Here is a 19,132-nt window from a genome sequence, read left to right as displayed (position 1 = left end):
TAATTTAAAGATTTGTGATGAATTTTTAAATTTTCAAATCATTTAATCTTTCAATAAAAGAATAACATGAAAATAATAGTACCAATGGCTGGTCGTGGTTCACGCCTTCGCCCTCACACACTTACAATTCCAAAACCATTAATCCCTATTGCGGGCAAACCAATCGTGCATCGTTTGGTCGAAGATATCGCTCGAGTTTTAAACCAAGATATAGAAGAGGTAGCATTTATTATTCACGAAAGTTTTGGCAAAAAAGTAGAAGAAGAACTCATTGCAATTGCCCAAAAATTAGGCGCAAGAGGAACCATATATTACCAAAACGAAGCATTAGGAACTGGTCATGCCATTATGTGTGCCAAAGATTCCCTTTCTGGCCCAGCAGTTATTGCTTATGCAGACACTTTAATTCGTGCCGATTTCGATCTAGACCAAACTGCCGATAGTGTAATTTGGGTAAAACAAGTAGATAAACCCGAAGCTTTTGGCGTAATAAACCTAAACGATAAAAATCAAATCGTAGAATTGGTAGAAAAACCAAAAGAGTTTGTTTCCGATCTTGCTGTAATTGGAATATACTATTTTAAAGATGTTGCCGTTCTAAAAAATGAATTGCAATTGGTTTTAGATAATAACATCATTCATGGTGGAGAATATCAAATAAACGACGGAATTAAGCAAATGATGGCAAAAGGCATGATTTTTGTTCCAGGTAAAGTGGATGAATGGATGGATTGCGGAAACAAAGACGTTACGGTAGACACCAACTCTAGAATGCTTCATTTTTTAGATATTGATGGTGAAAAACTTGTCGCTGCAGATATTCGCATCGAAAATTCAACAATTTTACCACCCTGTTATATAGGTGAAGATGTTGTTCTAATAGATTCTATTGTTGGACCAAATGTGTCTTTAGGAAAAGGAACTCATTTACAGAACACAAAAATTAAAAACAGCTTGGTACAAACCCATGCACATATAAAAAATGCCAAATTAGACAATGCCATGATAGGAAATCATGCTAGTTTCGATGGTAATTTTACAAGTATCAGTATTGGTGATTATTCGGTTTTAGAATAAAAAATGAATAAAAAAGTGTCAAATATAAAATGTTTTATTGTCGGAATGTGTATCATTTCTGCAAATGTATTGGCACAAACTCAACCAGAAGAAGTTGCTTTAGAAAAAGATGATTTTAAAGAATCATATTACGAATCACTTATTCAAAAAGGAATCGAAAATTATGATAAAGCAATCATTTCTCTCGAAAAATGCATCAACATTCAACCCGATAATGCTGTAATTTATCACGAATTAGGAAAGAATTATTTTTTTCAGAAAGATTATCAAAATGCCGAGAAGGCTTTTGCAAAAGCAACACAACTCGACACAAAAAACAAATGGTATCTTATCGATTTGTATGAAGTGTATTATGAAACTAAAAATTACAATCAAGCGTTAGATATTGTACAAAAAATAATTCCGTTAGATAAGAAATATAAAGAAGATTTGGTTTCTCTTTATATGTACACACAACAGTTTGACAAAGCGTTGGTTTTAATAAATGAATTAGACGAAAACATAGGTAACACAGAGCTTAGAGACAGATATCGTCTACAAATCAGATCGCAAACTAAAACAAACACTATAGACAAAACAGCATTAGAAAAGGCCATAGAACAATCGCCTAACAACGAGGGAAATTACCTGTCGCTTATTTATCTGTATTCGGACAACAATCAGGAAGAAAAAGCTTTGCAAGTTGCTCAAAAATTAGAAAAAAACATCCCAAGTTCAGTCTGGGCGCAAGTTTTTTTATACAAATATTATATTAATAATAATGATGGAAATGGCGCTGTAAAATCCTTAGAAACGGTTTTAAACAGTCCTAAAATAGATAAAAAAGTTAAATACCGAATGTATAATGAGTTTCTCATTTTTGCATTAAAAAATCCAACTTTCGAAACCGAACTAAACAAAGCAACCACTTATTTCGAAAATGATCCCGAATTTAATGTGTACAAAGAAATTGGTAAGTTTTATTACAAAAAGAAGAATTGGGATTTGGCTATAAAAAACCTAGAAAAAGCACAAAATACTGATTTAGAAACAAATTTATTTTTGTTAGCTTCTTATGAAGAAAACAGTAAATTCGAAATTTTAGAAACGAAGGCTTCAGAATTAATAGATACATTTCCCAACCAACCTGAATATTATTTTTTTGCAGGAAAAGCATCAAATCAATTAAAAAAGTATAAAAAAGCAAATGATTATCTAGAATCTGGACTGGATTATGTTGTAGAAAATATAGATTTAGAAATCGATTTTCTTAACCAATTGGTAGAAGCTTCAAAAGGACTTGGAAATAAACAAAAAAGCGATGAATATTTGGCTAAGGCCAATAACTTAAAAACAAAACAAAAATAATGCGTAGAATTCTCCCTTTTTTATTGATTTTGGCTTTGTTGTCTTGCAAATCGAAGCAAAAAACAATTGCACCACAACCTGTGACAACAGGAGAAACAGCAACGGTTTCTAATATTATAAAAAATCATTATGCATTAAAAAGTGATTTTAAAACAGCATACATCAAAGCAAATATCGATTATGCTGATGACAAGCAATCACTAAGCCTTTCGGCAGATATAAGAATAAAAAAAGACGAAATTATCCTAGTTAGCGTAAAAATGATTGGAATAACTATGGCAAAAGCTATAATAACACCAACTCAAGTTCGTTATTACGAAAAAATAGGAAGCAATTTTTTTGAAGGAGATTACAAAACATTAAGTGACTTATTAGGAACCGATTTAGATTTTAAAAAAGCCCAGAATATGTTACTAGGTCAAGCTATCGATGATTTATCTAAAGGGAATTATTCACTTTCTATGGAAGAAGGCTCGCCAAAATTAGAAGAAACAACGAAAGAAAATTTTAATAAAAGTTATCTTTTTGACATCAATTCTTTTTGGTTAAAACGTCAAGAAATTATTCAAAAAACACCCGAAAGAAAAATGATGGTCAATTATTCTAATTATAATTCGTATCCGGAATGTGTTTTACCAGGAGAACTTCTTATTTTTGCAAATCAAGACAATAAAACCACTAATATTACGATCAAATATAAAAATGCTACATTCAACGAAGATTTAACATTTCCGTATAGTGTTCCAAGTGGTTACGATCAAATCAAATTATAATAATTAGATACAATTTTAGGATGTCAAAATATATTATTTGTTTTCTATTAATACTTTCTACTTCCCTCTCTTGGGGTCAAGAAGAGGAAAGACAGCGAAAACTAGAAGAGCAAAAAGAACGATTGCAGGAAGAAATTAGAGCACAAGAAAAATTGTTGCAAAGTCAGAAAACCAAAGAAAAATCTGTGGTAAAAGTGGTGGTACAACAAACCGTAAAAATTAATTTGCAACAAAAATTGATTAACACAACAGCCAAACAAGCTAAAGTTTTGGGAAATAGTATGTACATTAATCAAGTTAGTGTAAATAAGCTAAATAAAGATTTAAAAATTTTAAAAGAAGATTACGCAAAAATGATTGTAAAATCATACAAGAGTCGATCTGAGCAAAGCAAAGCAATGTTTTTATTATCGTCCGAAAACTTCTTGCAAGCCTACAAAAGAGCGCAATACATGAAGCAATATTCGAGTTTCAGAAAATTGCAAGGCGAAGAAATAAAAGCAAAAACTATTGAATTAGAACAGTATAACAACAAGCTTTCCACTCAAAAACAAGAAAAAGTAAAACTTCTTGCCGAAAGTGAGAAAGAAAAACAAGCCTTAGAGAGAGACAAGCAAGAACAACAACGGTTATTATTTTCTATCAAGAAAGATAAAAGTAAAATTATTGCTGATATCAGGAAAAAACAAAAAGAATCTAAAGCAATAGAAAAACAAATTGATAGATTAATTAGAGAATCTATCGCAGCAACAAATAAAAAAGCAGGTAATACTACAAATACAACAACATTTGTATTAACACCTGAAGCTAAAGAGTTAGCAAATGATTTTAAGAGCAATCGTGGTCGTTTGCCTTGGCCAGTAGAAAAAGGATTGCTGACTAAAAAATTTGGAAGACAACCACATCCTTTAGAACCATCTATAATGATAGAAAGTAGTGGTATCGAAATTTCTTCTGAACGAGGAGCTAAAGCACGTTCTGTATTTGCAGGAGAAGTAAGTGGTGTACAACAATCAGCAAACGGAACTGCAACTATTGTAATACGTCATGGAGATTATATCACAACATATTCTAATATAGGAAAAGTATATGTCCGAATGGGTGATAAAGTCTCTACAAAACAAGTTTTGGGTGAAGTGTTTTTTAATGAATTTACTAACAAAGCTATTTTGAAATTCTTAATTTTCCAGAATACAACAAAACTAAATCCGCAGAGTTGGATTATGAATATGTAAGTCAAAAAAAAACAGGGTTCTAAAACCCTGTTTTTTTTTGACTTTTTATTAATTTCTTTGATAATCTAGGAAATTTCAAATCCTAATTTTAATCTAACTCTATTTAAAACTCCAGTAGCAACAACAGTAGCCTTTTCGGATCCAGATTTCAAAATATTTTCAAGTTCAGATAAATTATTCATATAATAATTATACTTTTCTCTTTCTGTCGAAAAATTTTCGACAATCAATTCGAAGAAAGCTTGTTTGGCATGACCATAACCATAATCACGATTAATGTTTTTATAATTTTCCTGCATTTGAATAATTTGCAATTCATTTGCTAATAATTTATATAATGCAAAAATCTTACAAGTTTCTGGATTTTTAGGTTCTTCAAGTGGTGTACTATCAGTCTCGATACTCATAACTTGTTTTCGAAGGGCTTTGTCATCAAGAAATATATTGATGATGTTATTTCGAGATTTACTCATTTTCTGACCATCGGTTCCAGGAATAAGCATAGTGTCTTCTTGAATTTTTGCATCTGGCAAAACAAATGTTTCCCCCATCTGATGGTTAAAACGAGAAGCTACATCACGTGTAATTTCCACATGCTGCAATTGGTCTTTTCCTACGGGAACAACATTTGCATCATATAATAAAATATCAGCAGCCATAAGCATTGGATAGGTAAATAATCCTGCATTTACATCTTCTAATCTATCTGCTTTATCCTTAAATGAATGTGCTAATGTTAGCCTTTGAAACGGAAAAAAACAACTCAAATACCAAGATAACTCAGCTGTTTGTGGCACATCACTCTGACGGTAAAAAATAACTTTATTAAAATCTAAACCGCAAGCCAGCCAAGCTGCTGCCGTACTGTATGTGTTTTCTCTTAATGTTTTTCCATCTTTTATTTGGGTAATCGAATGTAGATCGGCAATAAAAAGGAATGATTCGTTTTCGGGTTTAGCAGACAATTGTATCGCGGGGATAATTGCGCCTAATAAGTTACCTAAATGCGGTGTTCCTGTGCTTTGCACACCTGTAAGTATTCTTGCCATTTTGTTTGCTTTACTGCAACGTTAAAAAGAAATTGCATAAATCTCATTAACACTACTTTTAATTTTCACACAAAGTTAATTCTTTTATCAAATTTATAAAGCAATTCCTTATTTTTGATGCTATGAGATTATTTAAAATTATTTTTTGGGTTTTGTGGCGTGTTTGGTTTTATGTTGTAATGGGGGTTCCTATTATTATAATGTTTCCTTTACTATTTCTTTCGATACTAAAAGAAACTTGGTATCCTTATTTTTTTAAGCTAGCAAGAATTTGGGCGAAGGTTATTCTATTTGGCATGGGGTTTTATTACAAAATTGAGAAGCAACAGGATATTGAATCTGGGAAAAGTTATATGTTTATTGCTAACCACACATCGATGACCGATATTATGCTTATGCTTGTCACAGTAAAAAATCCCTTTGTATTTGTAGGAAAAAAAGAATTAGTAAAAATCCCTTTGTTCGGATTTTTTTATAAACGAACTTGTATTTTAGTAGATAGAAACAATCCTAAAAGCAGAACCGAAGTTTTTGCTCGTGCCCAAAAACGAATTAATCAAGGTTTAAGTATTTGTATTTTCCCTGAAGGAAAAGTCCCAGACGATGAGTCTGTTGTATTAGATGAGTTTAAAGATGGTGCTTTTAGACTGGCTATAGAACATCATTTGCCTATTGTTCCTTTAGTTTTTCCTGATAACAAAAAAAGATATTCTTATACTTTCTTTAGCGGAAGTCCTGGCAAAATGAGAGTTAAAATTTTACCCTTTATAGAAACAGCAAACAAGACTTTAGACGATAGAAAAACAATAAAAGGAGAAGCTAGAAATCTTATTTATGACGAACTTATCGCTTTTTTGAAGCTATAAAATAAAAAAGTGCCTTGGCGAGGCACTTTTCAACTTGTTACTACGAGTAGTAACGACAACTTAACTAAAATGTGAGCTAAAGCAACATAGCTTAAAACTTGAAACTTATTCCAGAATATAATCCCAATAAATAAGGTTTAAATCCTCCAGAATTAGTATTGTATGTGTTGAGCTGATATTTGAAAGTTGGTTCAAAATTAGCTTCAAATGATTTCCAAAAACTGTATTTGAAACCTAATCCTATATTAGTACTAAAATGTACTTTATTCAAGTTATTTGCTTCTCCAACAATTGTTGTAAGTCCAGATGAAATTACAGAAACTTCATTTTTATTTAATAAAAGAGAACTAAATCCTGTGATAACTTGAATTCCAAATTTCTTGTCTAATAATTTATAAGAAACCTCAACAGGGATTTCTAGATAACCCGTTTTTTGATTTAGCAATCCTTCATCTTTTGCTTGAAATGCAATTTCTTTAGATTTTGAGATATTTTTATCTTCAATAATCATATTTTTTGCATCAGAAGCTACATTTATTGTTTTTAAATTACTTACTGAATTGGCATTTTTTGAAGCAAAATCAGCATAATAAACAATATCATTAGTGTTGTAACTGTAATCAAATTTATTTATTCCTGTTCTGATGGAAATTTTTTTAGAAACTGCATAATCAACTCCTAAACCTACACTCAAAGTATTCTCATAACTTTTAGCATTGTCTGCAAATTGGTTGTCTATTGGAGATCCTTGTGTCGCACTCATAAACAATGGCGCAACATTGGGTTTTACTTTCCATTTTTGAGTGTTTTCAGCAATTTTTTTCTCTTCTTTTTCTTTAGTTTCTTTTTCCTTCAGAATTTTTTCTAGAGGATTTTCTTCAACAACAGCAACAATAATCGAATCTTTTGTAATTACTTCTGAAAGAATCGGGTTTGTAATTGTTGTATTTGCGATCGAAGAATTAGAGTTTGTATCGAAAGAATTTATATTTTCTTCTTTAGTATTTTCCTCTAAATTAGTTCGCAAATTGGTATTTTTAGTATTATTATTTTGAACTAAAGATTCAGAAGGTTGATTAATAATAAAAGATTTATTTTTATTTGAAACCGATTGTTTTGAATGTTTATTTTTTGTGCTTCTGTTTTCAGAATTATTGGCAATTTCTATTTCACTAGAGCTATCAAGAATATTTATATTATTTTTCTGATTTGATTTTCTCTTTTTAATAACGTAAGGAGATTTGTTTGAAGCTTCTTTATTATTAGTGTTAGATTCAGAAGAAACTAAAATTGTATTTGATGGTTTTTTTGTGCCAAAATTTGTATTCGAGGAAGAAACTTTATTATTGTTATTTTGATTGGCAATAATCAAATTATTTTGATGTGAATCATTTTTAATATCTTGATTACTATTTATCGAAATATTTTTGTTTTGGGTTTTTGTTGCAACCGAATTATGATTGTTTGAAATTATATTTTTTTCTAGATTATTATTTTTCGTCGAGTTTTCGTTTTTTGGACTTTCAACAATGGGATTATTTGAATTTTCTTTTTGATTTTTATCTATCGAAACTACAATTTCTGAATCATTTTTACTTTGATTAAACTTAAATAAACTCGTATAATTATTTGCTGTAAAAAACCCTAATATAAGCGCAGCTGCAATTCCTGCAGCTTTCATATTAAACCAAAACGGAACTACTCTTTTTTTGTTCTCTTTCTTTTCAAGTTCAGCCGATATGTTTTCCCAAACCTGCGAAGAAGGCGTGGCTTCAAAATCCTTGAACTTTTCTTGGAACAAACGTTCTATGTCTTTTCTTTCGCTCATTTTGCTGATGGAAATATTTTCTCTTGTGATTTATCTATTTTTTCTTTTAATGACATTTTGGCTCTTGCCAAATTGGACTTGCTAGTTCCTATCGTAATTCCCAGCATTTCAGCTATTTCTTTGTGTGAATAATCGTCCATGACATATAAATTAAATACTAATCTGTATCTATCTGGTAATTCTTGAATGATTTTAAGCAAAAATTCAAGACTCATATTCTCATCATCAATTTCTATCGATGCGTCATCTACAACATCGTTTACCAGCTCTAGAAATGGAGTCTTCCGGTATTGTTGCAAAACATTATTTATCATTACTCGTTTTGCCCAACCATCAAATGATCCTGTAAATTTGTACTGGCCTATTTTATCAAAAATAATTAAAAACCCATCTTGTAAATTGTCTTCTGCTTCTGCATAATTTCTTGAATACTTCAAGCATACAGAAAATAGTTTACCCGCATATAGCTGATATAATTGTTCTTGCGACTTGGTATTTTTTTCTAGACATCCTTGTATGAGTGCTGGTAAGCTCAAATTTTAATTGTTTATTATGGTACAACTGGAATTGTAATTTCTTCATAAACATCGGCTCCATTTGCATCTGTTCCTTTCCAAAGTTTAAAAACATAACTGGTTTCTGTTGTTGGTTTAAATTGCAAAATTTCAGTAATTGGATTTACCGTTGCTGTTGTACAATTACTTTGTTCTATAACACTTGTTTGTATTGCAATTGTTCTAACATTTAAATTTTTTTCATAATAAAATCCTTCAAAAATATGGCACGTACTAGGACGAATATAATTAAACGGCAGCTCATAAACACTGTCTTTTTTAAATTCTACAGGAAGAACTGCACTATCTATAGGCAACAATTCTAAATGAAATTTATCTCCTTCAACATCTGTGCTACAACTAATAACACTAAAGATAACTATAATTAATAATACTATTTTTTTCATAACAACTAAATTTATACTGGTAAGATACAAAAATGAAAAATTGGTTGCGTATGAAAATAAAAAAACCCAAAATTTCTTCTGGGTTTTTGATGCTACTTATTAGATTCTTTGATGAAATCTTTTATTTTTATTTCAAGTTCGTCTGCTAATTCAGGATTGTCTTTTATTAATCCTTTTACTGCATCACGTCCTTGTCCTAATTTTGTATCACCATAACTAAACCAAGAACCCGCTTTTTTGATGATTTCAAACTCTACTGCAAGGTCAAGAATTTCTCCCGTTTTAGAAACACCTTCTCCGTACATAATATCGAATTCGGCAGTTTTAAAAGGTGGTGCCACTTTGTTTTTTACCACTTTTACTTTAGTCCTATTTCCTAATACATTTTCGCCATCTTTTATTTGAGTTGAACGACGAATATCTAAACGAACTGAAGCATAAAATTTTAAGGCATTTCCTCCTGTTGTTGTTTCAGGATTTCCGAACATAACTCCAATTTTTTCACGTAATTGATTGATGAAAAATACGGTACAATTAGTTTTGCTAATCGTTCCTGTTAATTTACGTAAAGCTTGAGACATTAACCGTGCATGAAGACCCATTTTTGAATCTCCCATTTCGCCTTCAATTTCACTTTTTGGTGTAAGAGCTGCAACCGAGTCAATAACTACAATATCTATTGCACCAGAACGAATTAGGTTTTCGGCAATTTCTAATGCTTGTTCCCCGTTATCTGGTTGTGAAATGATTAAATTTTCGATATCAACTCCTAATTTCTCAGCATAATTCCTATCGAAGGCATGTTCTGCATCTATAAATGCGGCAATTCCTCCTGCTTTTTGTGCTTCGGCAATAGCGTGTAAAGTTAAAGTTGTTTTTCCAGAAGATTCTGGTCCGTAAATTTCAATTACACGTCCACGTGGATATCCACCAACTCCTAATGCTAAATCTAATCCCAATGAGCCTGAAGAAATCGTTTCTACCTCTTCAATGGCTTTATCCCCCATTTTCATTACAGTTCCTTTACCGTAAGTTTTGTCTAATTTATCTAATGTAAGCTGTAATGCTTTTAATTTTGCTTCTTTTTCTGCACTCATTTTATATGGAATTATTTTTAGTAAAAATAGTTGTTTTCTTTGAGATGATAAATATAAGTTTTCAACAAAAACCGAACACATTGATTTTTATAAAAAAAAACAAAAGAGCTATCCTAATTGGACAGCTCTTTTGAAAACCTTAGTGTTATTGTTTCGAAAAAATTTAAAAAATAATTTTCTTAATCACTGTTTGACCATTTGTTAAAGTAACCTTTACAATTAATGCTTGGTTGTTTTTTAGAATAGAACTTACAACAGATTCATTTGTATTTAGATTATTTTTTTCTGTCAATATTTGTCCTAAAACATTATAAACCGTGTAATTTTTGATGCTTTCTAAACTAGAATTTATTTGAATTCCATTATTTGAAGCAAAAACAGTAACCGTATTTTCATTTAAATTAAAATCCGTATTACTTAATGTTTGATTTGTATAACGCAATACAAAACGATCGTTTGTTATTCCTTGTGTAGCCGTAAATTGATAAGGAGAATCTGTAATGTCATTAATGGTATTTAGTAACTTATCTTCAATATAAATTTTTTGTGCTTTTCCAGAAAACAACCCGTCTACTGTTGCAATGGCAATAGTATAAGTTCCATCTGTTGGAATTTGAATCCCCATACTTACTAAGTCATTTACATTAAATGGTAACGCTCTACCTTGTATTACCATTGGTTTATCTTCAATCAAGGAATAAAAATTTTGACTTGGTTTATTGTCTGTAAAGGCATCATATAAACGATCTTCTTCTTGTGTAGCTCCTGTTACATAACCTACAACAGTTCTATTTACGGATCCTGTTGGAGTTACTAAATCTAACCAAATTCGATGTTGTTCTTGTGTAGCTGTTGTTGATTGGATAAGGTCACTATTTCTGTAAAACTGATTGTTAGCAAATGCAGTACTTCGCATCCCATTATTAAAAGTTACTGTGCCAGAACCCATTAATCCTGGATTCATCAAAACCATAAATCCTTGTCCTGTACCAATCTTGTAATTACCAGGGCCACTTGTAGCAGCTGTCAAGTTTACAGATATATAATCATTAGGATAATAATTTGAGGTATAACTTTGATAAAAAGGACTTGTAATATTGGTTGGCAACTGACCGTGTGTCCAAATTTTCACAAACCCTTCAATACCACTATTCGCTGGTAATGTTAAAAATTCATTTACTCCAATAGCCGATGGGTATGGGTTTCCTATAAGATTCCAGTTATCATCAGTAGCCGTTTTCAAAATTCCTTGTACTCCAATTCCTGAGTAATCATTACCTCTAAAAATAGTTGGACTATATATTCCGTTATTAGGCACTCCAATAAAATTTGTGTTTAGTGCACTAGTTGCGCTATTTGTAAATCCGTTGGGAGCGCGAATAATATATCCTTTTGCAGGAATCATGTTTTCTGTAGTATTTATCCAAGTTCCTTCGCCTCCATTTAAGTTAGCAGTAGTTGTTCCCCATTTGAAAATGTAATTCGAAGGTGTTAATGGAGATATGCTTTGTACGGGAAATGTTCCACTAGTTGCATTTCCTACTGGCGCTGACCAGTAAGAGTAATCTTGCAGTTTAAGTTTAGTATCTCTTTTTACAGAAATCACTCCTGTATTTATAGCAGTATTACTAATTTGAACGATAGATCCATCATTTTCAACAATAATATTAGCGCCTGAGTTTACAGTTAAGCCATTTTGAATATTAACATACTTATTACTATCCACTTTTAAAACAAATGGACTATTAACTTGAACACTACAAGCATCAAAACTTGGCAAAATAGACATGTCATAATTTCCATCAATTATTACAAACTTAGTTAGATCAGGTACTCCGCTTGACCATGTAGAACCATCCCATTTTGTTCCTATTACAATTGTAACTGTATTTGAGCTTAAGCTTACTCCACAAGTGCTAGCAGCTCTAATTCTAAAGTATAAAGGACTTATTTGAGGCAGTCCAGTCACTGAAAAACTAGTAACATTACCTACATTTAAAGCATTGTATCCTGGCAAAAATGTAGCAAAAGTATTTACGGCAGAAACATCTAACTCATAGCTAGTTGCATTAGTTTGCGTTGTCCAGTTAGCAGTAAAAGAAGTACAAGAAGCAGCTGTAATAGTTGGATCTGATGGTTTATTAACGTTTAATGTACCATACGTAATAGTGTTTGAAAGCTTCCCCACACCACAAGCAAGTATAGGTCTAATCCTATAATAATATGCCACATTAGCTGTTAATCCTGTAACTAAATAATTTGTAACATTGCCTACGTTTAAAGCATTGTAACCCGGAAGAACGGTTAAAAAATTTGAAACAGTAGAGACGTCTAAAGCGTAACTACTTGCTCCCGCAACTGCATTCCAATTAGCATAAAATTGCGAACAACTTGCATTTGTTCCAGCAACTGCTACTGGTGTGATTGTAGAGGTAGTTGTACTTGTTGTAATTGCTATCGAGTTACTTGAAAAACGACAGCCAGTTGCATTTGATGATGCCGAAACCACTCTTCTGTAATATAATGTTCCTGATGTTGTTGTTGCTGGAGGTGAATAATTTTCTGTCGTAGCTCCAACAATATCTGAAAAAGTACTGTTGTTAGTTGAAACTTGCCATTGAAAAGCAATTGTCGGGTTTATTGCTCCTCCGTTATATACATAAGGTGAGCCATCCAACAATCCTGATGTGACATTATTGCACACGGAAGAATTACCTATCAATGAAATTGTATTAGATGTTGAATCAAAAGATGTTAAGCTAAATTCGGCATTATTCTGACCGCCATTTTCATAATAGTCAAATAATAATTCTGAATTTCCATTTAGATAAATTAAAACATTATAGTAATTTGTTGGAGATTGCTCTATCCATTGATTAAAAACTAACTGATTATCTACATATAACCTAATACCATCATCACCTTTAAAAGTTGCTATATAGCAACCAGCAGGCCTTTTAGACTTCATTTTATAACGGACGGCATAGGTTTCAGTATATATAGATGTACTTGGTAATCCACTACTCAACAAAGGAAAACAGTTAGAGTCTCCTCCAAATAATTCAGAAATAGATTCTGATGGAACTGAATAATAACCAACATAATTCTCAGTATTGAATGGGAAAGTAGCAGCTGGAGATATAGGTGAAGTACCTCCAGGAGGTGCGCTTCCAGTCCAATTATAAACATGTCCAATCCAAGTGTCTGTTCCAAATGAATTTTGATTGTCAAGAGAATTTCCAACACTAATTAAACTTAACACAATTGTTTTACCAGTAGTACTAGAAGAATTACAAGCACCATAAGACAAAGTAATCTTAATTTGTCCTGAAAATGAAGCAATCCAATTCGAAATAGATGCTCCTGTTGCTCCAGAGGCAGATCCAATATTAACATTAGATGTGTCAAAAATATTTAGGTTTTCTAGGTCTGTTGAGAAAACATCTCCAACGCTAAACGAATAAGTAAACCCTTTAACTACATTAATTAAAATATAATTATTACCTTTTACATTAGTTACATTTTGGCTTTGAGGAAAACTGTTTACGCAAAAGGTTTGCGTAACACCGCTTTGAACAGCACCTGTTGGAAATATACATTGTGAATTAACATTAAGAAATAATAGCAAAGAAGTAAAAAGTAATGTTACTTTCATAATTTTTTTAATTTTTTGCAAAGTTATCTTTTTTTAAAAAGAAAGGATGAGATATTAAGATTTCAAAATCATAATTATGGATATGAGATTATTTTTGTTTTAAAAAAATAGTACTAACAAAAAAACTGCATAAAAATTATCGTTTATATAATTCTTTTGTGAAAATGCTAGATTATATTTTAACATTTCTAAAAAATAATTTTCTTAATCAATGTTTGATTGTTTGTTAAAACAACTTTTATGATTAATGTTTGATTGTTTCTAACAATAGTACTAACCGCAGATTGATTTGTGTTTACATTATTCTTTTGCGCCAATTTTTGACCTAAAACATTATAAACTGTATAATCTTTGATGTTTTCTAAACTGGAATTTATCTTAATTTCATTATTTGAAACAAAAACAGTAACCGCATTTTCACTTAAATTGAAATCCGTATTGCTTAATGTTTGATTAGTGTAACGTAATACAAAACGATCGTTTGTTATTCCCTGTGTTGCGGTGAACTGATAGGGAGTGGTGGTTATGTCATTAATAGTATTTAAAAGTTTATCTTCTATATATATTTTTTGGGTTCTATCAGTAAATAATCCATCGACTATTGCTATTGCAATTGTATAGGCTCCATTTGTTGCTGTCTTTATTCCCATTGGCACTGTATCTTGATCGTTGAAGGGTAATGAACGACCTTGAATCGTCATGGGATCGTTATCAATTAAAGAATAGAAATTTTGTGCGCTTTTATAGTCTGTAAAAGCGTCGTACATATTGTCTTTGTTTTGAGTTGCTCCTTCTACGTAACCTACTAAAGTTCTAGTAGTTTCTGTTGGAGAAACTAAATCAAGCCAAATTCTGTTTTGCTCACCATTGTTATTTATTGTATTTTTTATATTACTTGTTTTAAAAAACTGGGTATTAGCAAACATTCTACTTCTCATACTATTATTAAAAGTAACCGTTGAAGAACCTGCCAAACCTGGAAGCATTAAAACCATAAATCCTTGTCCTGATCCTATTCTATAATCCCCAATAGCTCCACTAGTGGCTCCAGTTTTATTAATTGATATGTAATCTGACGCATAATAGTTAGATACAAAATCTTGATAAAAAGGACTGGTTGTTGAAGTTGGTAATTGAGCATGAGTCCATATTTTTACAAAACCGTCTATTACTAATTTATTTGTCTCTAAAAACTCATTTATGCTAATCGCTGAAGGATATGGATTCCCTAATAAATTCCAGTTATCATCGGTTATTGTTCTGGGAATTCCTTGTATACCTAAACCTGTGAAATCTGTTCCTCTTGAAACTGTTGGAGTAAACACTCCGTTTTGAGGTACTCCATTAAAACTATTTGTTAACGATGTCGCAACACTTGCACTTGTGCCATTTGGAGCTCTCACAATGTAACCGTTTCCTGCTACCATGTTTCCTGAGTATGCCGTCCATATTCCTTGACCTCCATTAGCATTTGCTGTTGTTGTTGCCCAAGAATATCTAAATGGAGAGGTTGGGAACATTCCCGCTATTGTTGTTCCTGTAACTGGCGCTGACCAATATACATAATCTTGCAACTTAACAGAACTAATTCTTTCATAAAAAATATTTCCAGTATTCAGCCCTAAGTCGTTAATCTGAATTAATGAACCTGTATTTAATATGTTAAATGTTCCGTTGTTAGATATATTATTTTGAATTTCAACATAAGTGTTTGCAGAAACAGTAAGGTTAAAAGTAGCATTAATAGTCAAATTACATGCGCTAAAACTTCCATTTATACTTGTTGTGTAATTACCATTAATTGTTGCTGATTTAGATAGAGTTGGCAATCCATCACTCCAGGTCGAACCATTCCATATTGTGGCTCCTGTAGAAATTTTAACAGCTGTCGTTGCAATGAAACATGTTGCTGTATACTCTCTTACTTGGCAATAATATTGATAACCATCTAAACCTGTTAATGATGAAATATTTAAAATAGCTGATGTTGATCCAGAATAAACGCCAGTATTTGTTAATGACGTCCATGTAGTTGTACTAGGTGCTACAACATACCATTGATAGGCAAGAGCATTTCCTCCTACAAAGCCTTCAAGAGCTGTAACTGATAGCGTAGCTGAAGTAGAGGCACAAGTTAAAGCAATTATTGGTTGTGCAGAGACGCTTGGTGATGAGCCTCCACTTGGAATAGTTAATCCAGCACTTGGATAGCAAACTCCAGCACCTAATGGCATAGTATTCCAGTCTGCAGCAACATAAGATGTTCTTGCGCTTAATGTCCCTGCATTTCTTACCATATAATAGCCTGGTCCAGTAGAATATGTATGAACATCATCAATAATAACAGTTCCTGCTGCATTTCTTAACTGAATACCATCATCTTCATTAAATCCACCAGTAATTGTTCCGTTTGTTGAAGCTGGTCCACAACTAGCAGGAGAAACTTTCAGTATTCCTAAAGCTCCAGAAGCAATTGTTCCTGTTAAAGTAGCATAAATAGCTTCAGCTCCATTACCATAGGTAGTTGTTCTATAAAGCGCATAATTTACCATATTTACAGTTGCGGCTGTACCATTATATAATGTTATAAATCCGCCAGAACCCGTTTTTTCGTCGTGAATATCATATATAATTAAATCAGAGATAGCAGCTCCTTCACAAGATGTAATATCTTTATTTATAATCGTAAAAGTGGGTGTTGAAATAACACAACTTGTTGTAGTATTTACAATATTTATGACCCCCGTAGTTGCTCCTGCTGGAACCGAAACTACTAATTGTGAAGCTGAACTCGAAATTATTGTAGCGGCTGTACTGTTAAAATTTACTGTTGATCCTAACAAACTACCAGAGCTTGAATTTATGGTAACCTCTGTTCCTACTGGACCAGAGACAGGAAAAATAGAAGCTACTGTAGCAGGAACGCAAATCCCATTTCCTTGAATGGAAAAAGTATAACTTACTTCATTACTATCATTATTTATTATTGTTATTGTTGCAGATCTCATTCCCGATGCTGTAGGTGTAAATTGAATCGTTAAGCCAGCGTTTCCGCCATTAGCGATTGTACCAACGGGAGAAGTTGTAATAACAAAGTCAGATGCATTAGTGCCTGTAATTGTAGCGCCAGTTACGTTTAAGTTTGCAGTTCCTATATTTTGAACGACAAAGTTACTACTTAGTGAACTAGCAATGTTTACATTGCCAAAATCTGTAAAGTCTGTTGCAGAAGGTATAATATCTCCTGTTAAAATGTTGTTTGCGTTTCCTGTAACATTTATTTCTGGTTGTGGACTAGAAGGGGTGACAGTTCCGTTAAATGTAAAATCATTTATACTATAAGTTGTTGTTCCAGCAGCTAAACCAAATGCATAAAATCTAAACGTTATTGGTGTTGTAATGTTTTGATATATGCCTGCTACAAGATTTATTGTTGTTCCTGCTGCAGTTGGAGTGCCTATGTTTGCAGTATAACCATCAATACTAGAACGAAAAGCAAAACTTGGAGTTCCTGATGAAACTTGACCAGTATATACAAAATTTGCAATATCAATTCTAAACCCAGCATTTGGAGTCAATGTAAATTCAAAATAATCATTAAGATCAATTCCTGCTGTACTCCATCCATTTGCGTTATATCGATTTGCTGCAGCTGTTCCTGTAATTCCAGAACCTCTTGAAATACCCGATACAGCAATGTTTGGATCTATCGTTTGACCAGTTGTATAAGGACTAGACTGAACCGCAGAAGCAAAAGTCAGAGGATTGGTAAAAATTGATTGTCCCCAACCGAAAACCGAAAAAAGTAATGTTAAAAAAAGTAATTTAATTTTCATAGATTTGGTTTTTTAATGAATACTTGTTTTTTGAGAATCAGAATTTATATATTCAAAAAATAAGGTTATAAACGTTTGCGAAATTATAACAAGAGTCTAATTTTATTAAAAAAAGAATATTATTAAAACATTAATTTATTGAAAACACCAACAAACAAAATCCTTTCGATTGAGAATGTTATTAAAAAGCTGGAATTCTATTGTGCTTATCAAGAGAGATGTCATGATGAAGTCACAGAGAAAATGCGAAGTTATTCACTTAATAATCAAGAAATAGATTCCATTATTGTGCATCTTATAGAACATAATTTCCTAAACGAAGAACGCTTTGCCTGCAGTTTTGCTCGCGGAAAATACCGCATAAAATCTTGGGGAAAAATAAGAATTGTAAATGAATTGAAATTTCGAAAAATATCACAATACAACATTAATACAGCGCTTAAAGAAATTACACCTGACGAATATTTAGAGACTTTACATAAACTCGCCGAGCACCATTGGGGAACTATGCGAGAAAATAACGTTATGAAAAAGAGGAAGAAATTTTGTGATTATTTGCTTCGAAAAGGATGGGAAAGTAATTTGGTTTATGAAAAAGTGAAAGAATTAGAAGGTAAAAATCCATAGAAACTAAATATAATAGCACGCGGATGACACGGATTTTTAATATAGTGAGAATGAAAAAAAATCATTGCTGAAAACGCATTACTCTTTGCTCAACAAAATACTAACTGAATTTCCTCCAAAACCCACTGCATTAACCAATACTTTACGAATGTTTTTTCTTTCTAATTGATTTTCTGCAAAAGGCACTCCAATAAACCGATTGTGTTGCATCATCATAATAGCCAACTCAACACTTAACATTCCGGATGCGCCAAAAGTGTGTCCAATTTTCCATTTGTTGGTGGTAAGTATAGGAAGGTTTTCGCCAAAAACTTTCTGAATCGCTTTATGTTCTGATAAATCCCCTTTTATAGTTCCTGGAGCGTGCATCACAATGGCATCAACTTCAGATAAATTAGTGTTTTGCAAAGCAATTTTCATAGACTTCTGAAAACAATCCGCTTCGGTAGAAATAGATATTCCGTGTTCTAAAATATCGGTAGCATAACCTATTCCTTCTATATAAGCCAAAGCATTTTTGCTTCCACCAATTTCTAAACAAATTACCGCAGCACCTTCGCCTAAAACCATACTATTTTTTGTTTTATTTAAATCGAAAGCACGACATTTATAGTCATCTTCTTCTTTCGAATAAATTTTTAGCGCCTGCATTTGAGCAATTGTAAAAGGAGTAAGTGGTGCTTCGCTTCCGCCAACAAGGAATTTATCGGCCATACCCGCACGAAGCCAGGCTACTCCGTTTAGCAAAGCGTGCAAAGCGGTTGAACAGGTTATAGAATGT

General features: G+C 32.2%; 14 protein-coding genes. 6 read left to right on the top strand and 8 right to left on the bottom strand.

The window, feature by feature from the left end; all coding sequences use genetic code 11:
• The first annotated feature begins 66 nt into the window (after positions 1 to 66).
• The 4 genes from ABI549_RS10265 to ABI549_RS10250 are packed head-to-tail and all read left to right on the top strand — an operon-like array spanning position 67 to position 4,432.
• Entirely contained in the window at positions 67 to 1,077 is a 1,011-nt protein-coding gene (locus ABI549_RS10265; protein WP_348076364.1) for a sugar phosphate nucleotidyltransferase, read from the top strand.
• A 3-nt stretch (positions 1,078 to 1,080) separates the two neighbouring features.
• Positions 1,081 to 2,424 carry a tetratricopeptide repeat protein gene (locus ABI549_RS10260; protein WP_348076363.1) on the top strand — a complete coding sequence of 448 codons (1,344 nt, stop codon included), beginning with the start codon at positions 1,081 to 1,083 and terminating at the stop codon, positions 2,422 to 2,424.
• The gene (locus ABI549_RS10255) at positions 2,424 to 3,197 is read left to right on the top strand and encodes a DUF4292 domain-containing protein (RefSeq protein WP_348076362.1); all 774 of its coding nucleotides are present in this window, start codon (positions 2,424 to 2,426) and stop codon (positions 3,195 to 3,197) included. The genes ABI549_RS10260 and ABI549_RS10255 overlap by 1 nt, the downstream gene beginning before the upstream one ends.
• A 20-nt stretch (positions 3,198 to 3,217) precedes the next feature.
• The gene (locus tag ABI549_RS10250) at positions 3,218 to 4,432 is read left to right on the top strand and encodes a peptidoglycan DD-metalloendopeptidase family protein (RefSeq protein WP_348076361.1); all 1,215 of its coding nucleotides are present in this window, start codon (positions 3,218 to 3,220) and stop codon (positions 4,430 to 4,432) included.
• Between the two features lie 65 nt (positions 4,433 to 4,497).
• On the opposite strand, the gene trpS is transcribed toward ABI549_RS10250, so the two are convergent.
• Positions 4,498 to 5,481 carry a tryptophan--tRNA ligase gene (gene trpS / locus ABI549_RS10245; protein ID WP_348076360.1) on the bottom strand — a complete coding sequence of 328 codons (984 nt, stop codon included), beginning with the start codon at positions 5,479 to 5,481 and terminating at the stop codon, positions 4,498 to 4,500.
• A 122-nt stretch (positions 5,482 to 5,603) separates the two neighbouring features.
• Between trpS and ABI549_RS10240 the strand changes: the two genes are divergently transcribed.
• Complete coding sequence (locus ABI549_RS10240) at positions 5,604 to 6,347, top strand: lysophospholipid acyltransferase family protein (RefSeq protein ID WP_348076359.1); 744 nt, start codon at positions 5,604 to 5,606, stop codon at positions 6,345 to 6,347.
• A 91-nt stretch (positions 6,348 to 6,438) separates the two neighbouring features.
• Here ABI549_RS10240 and ABI549_RS10235 read toward each other — a convergent pair whose 3' ends face one another.
• The 6 genes from ABI549_RS10235 to ABI549_RS10210 form a co-directional block, all read right to left on the bottom strand.
• Entirely contained in the window at positions 6,439 to 8,175 is a 1,737-nt protein-coding gene (locus tag ABI549_RS10235) for a hypothetical protein (RefSeq protein ID WP_348076358.1), read from the bottom strand.
• Positions 8,172 to 8,711 (bottom strand): sigma-70 family RNA polymerase sigma factor, encoded by a 540-nt coding sequence (locus ABI549_RS10230; protein WP_348076357.1) that lies wholly within the window; start codon positions 8,709 to 8,711, stop codon positions 8,172 to 8,174. Before ABI549_RS10230 ends, ABI549_RS10235 begins: the two co-directional genes overlap by 4 nt.
• Positions 8,712 to 8,725: 14 nt before the next feature.
• Complete coding sequence (locus ABI549_RS10225) at positions 8,726 to 9,136, bottom strand: hypothetical protein (RefSeq protein ID WP_348076356.1); 411 nt, start codon at positions 9,134 to 9,136, stop codon at positions 8,726 to 8,728.
• A gap of 92 nt (positions 9,137 to 9,228) precedes the next feature.
• The gene (gene recA / locus ABI549_RS10220) at positions 9,229 to 10,233 is read right to left on the bottom strand and encodes a recombinase RecA (protein ID WP_348076355.1); all 1,005 of its coding nucleotides are present in this window, start codon (positions 10,231 to 10,233) and stop codon (positions 9,229 to 9,231) included.
• A 163-nt stretch (positions 10,234 to 10,396) separates the two neighbouring features.
• A complete protein-coding gene (locus tag ABI549_RS10215; RefSeq protein ID WP_348076354.1) occupies positions 10,397 to 13,888 on the bottom strand; it encodes a T9SS sorting signal type C domain-containing protein in 3,492 nt (1,163 codons plus the stop codon).
• Positions 13,889 to 14,076: 188 nt separating this feature from the next.
• A complete protein-coding gene (locus tag ABI549_RS10210) occupies positions 14,077 to 17,724 on the bottom strand; it encodes a choice-of-anchor D domain-containing protein (RefSeq protein ID WP_348076353.1) in 3,648 nt (1,215 codons plus the stop codon).
• Between the two features lie 138 nt (positions 17,725 to 17,862).
• Here ABI549_RS10210 and ABI549_RS10205 point away from each other — a divergent pair, with 138 nt between their 5' ends.
• Complete coding sequence (locus tag ABI549_RS10205; protein ID WP_348076352.1) at positions 17,863 to 18,351, top strand: regulatory protein RecX; 489 nt, start codon at positions 17,863 to 17,865, stop codon at positions 18,349 to 18,351.
• Between the two features lie 78 nt (positions 18,352 to 18,429).
• Here ABI549_RS10205 and ABI549_RS10200 read toward each other — a convergent pair.
• Positions 18,430 to 19,132, bottom strand: a 703-nt coding sequence (locus tag ABI549_RS10200) for a beta-ketoacyl synthase N-terminal-like domain-containing protein (protein WP_348076351.1), incomplete at its 5' end; no start/stop codon positions are given.

It is taken from the genome of Flavobacterium sp. (assembly GCF_039932285.1).
Classification (GTDB): domain Bacteria; phylum Bacteroidota; class Bacteroidia; order Flavobacteriales; family Flavobacteriaceae; genus Flavobacterium.
Note: the sequence above shows the minus strand (reverse complement) of the source record. Positions and strands in the feature narration are given on the sequence as shown.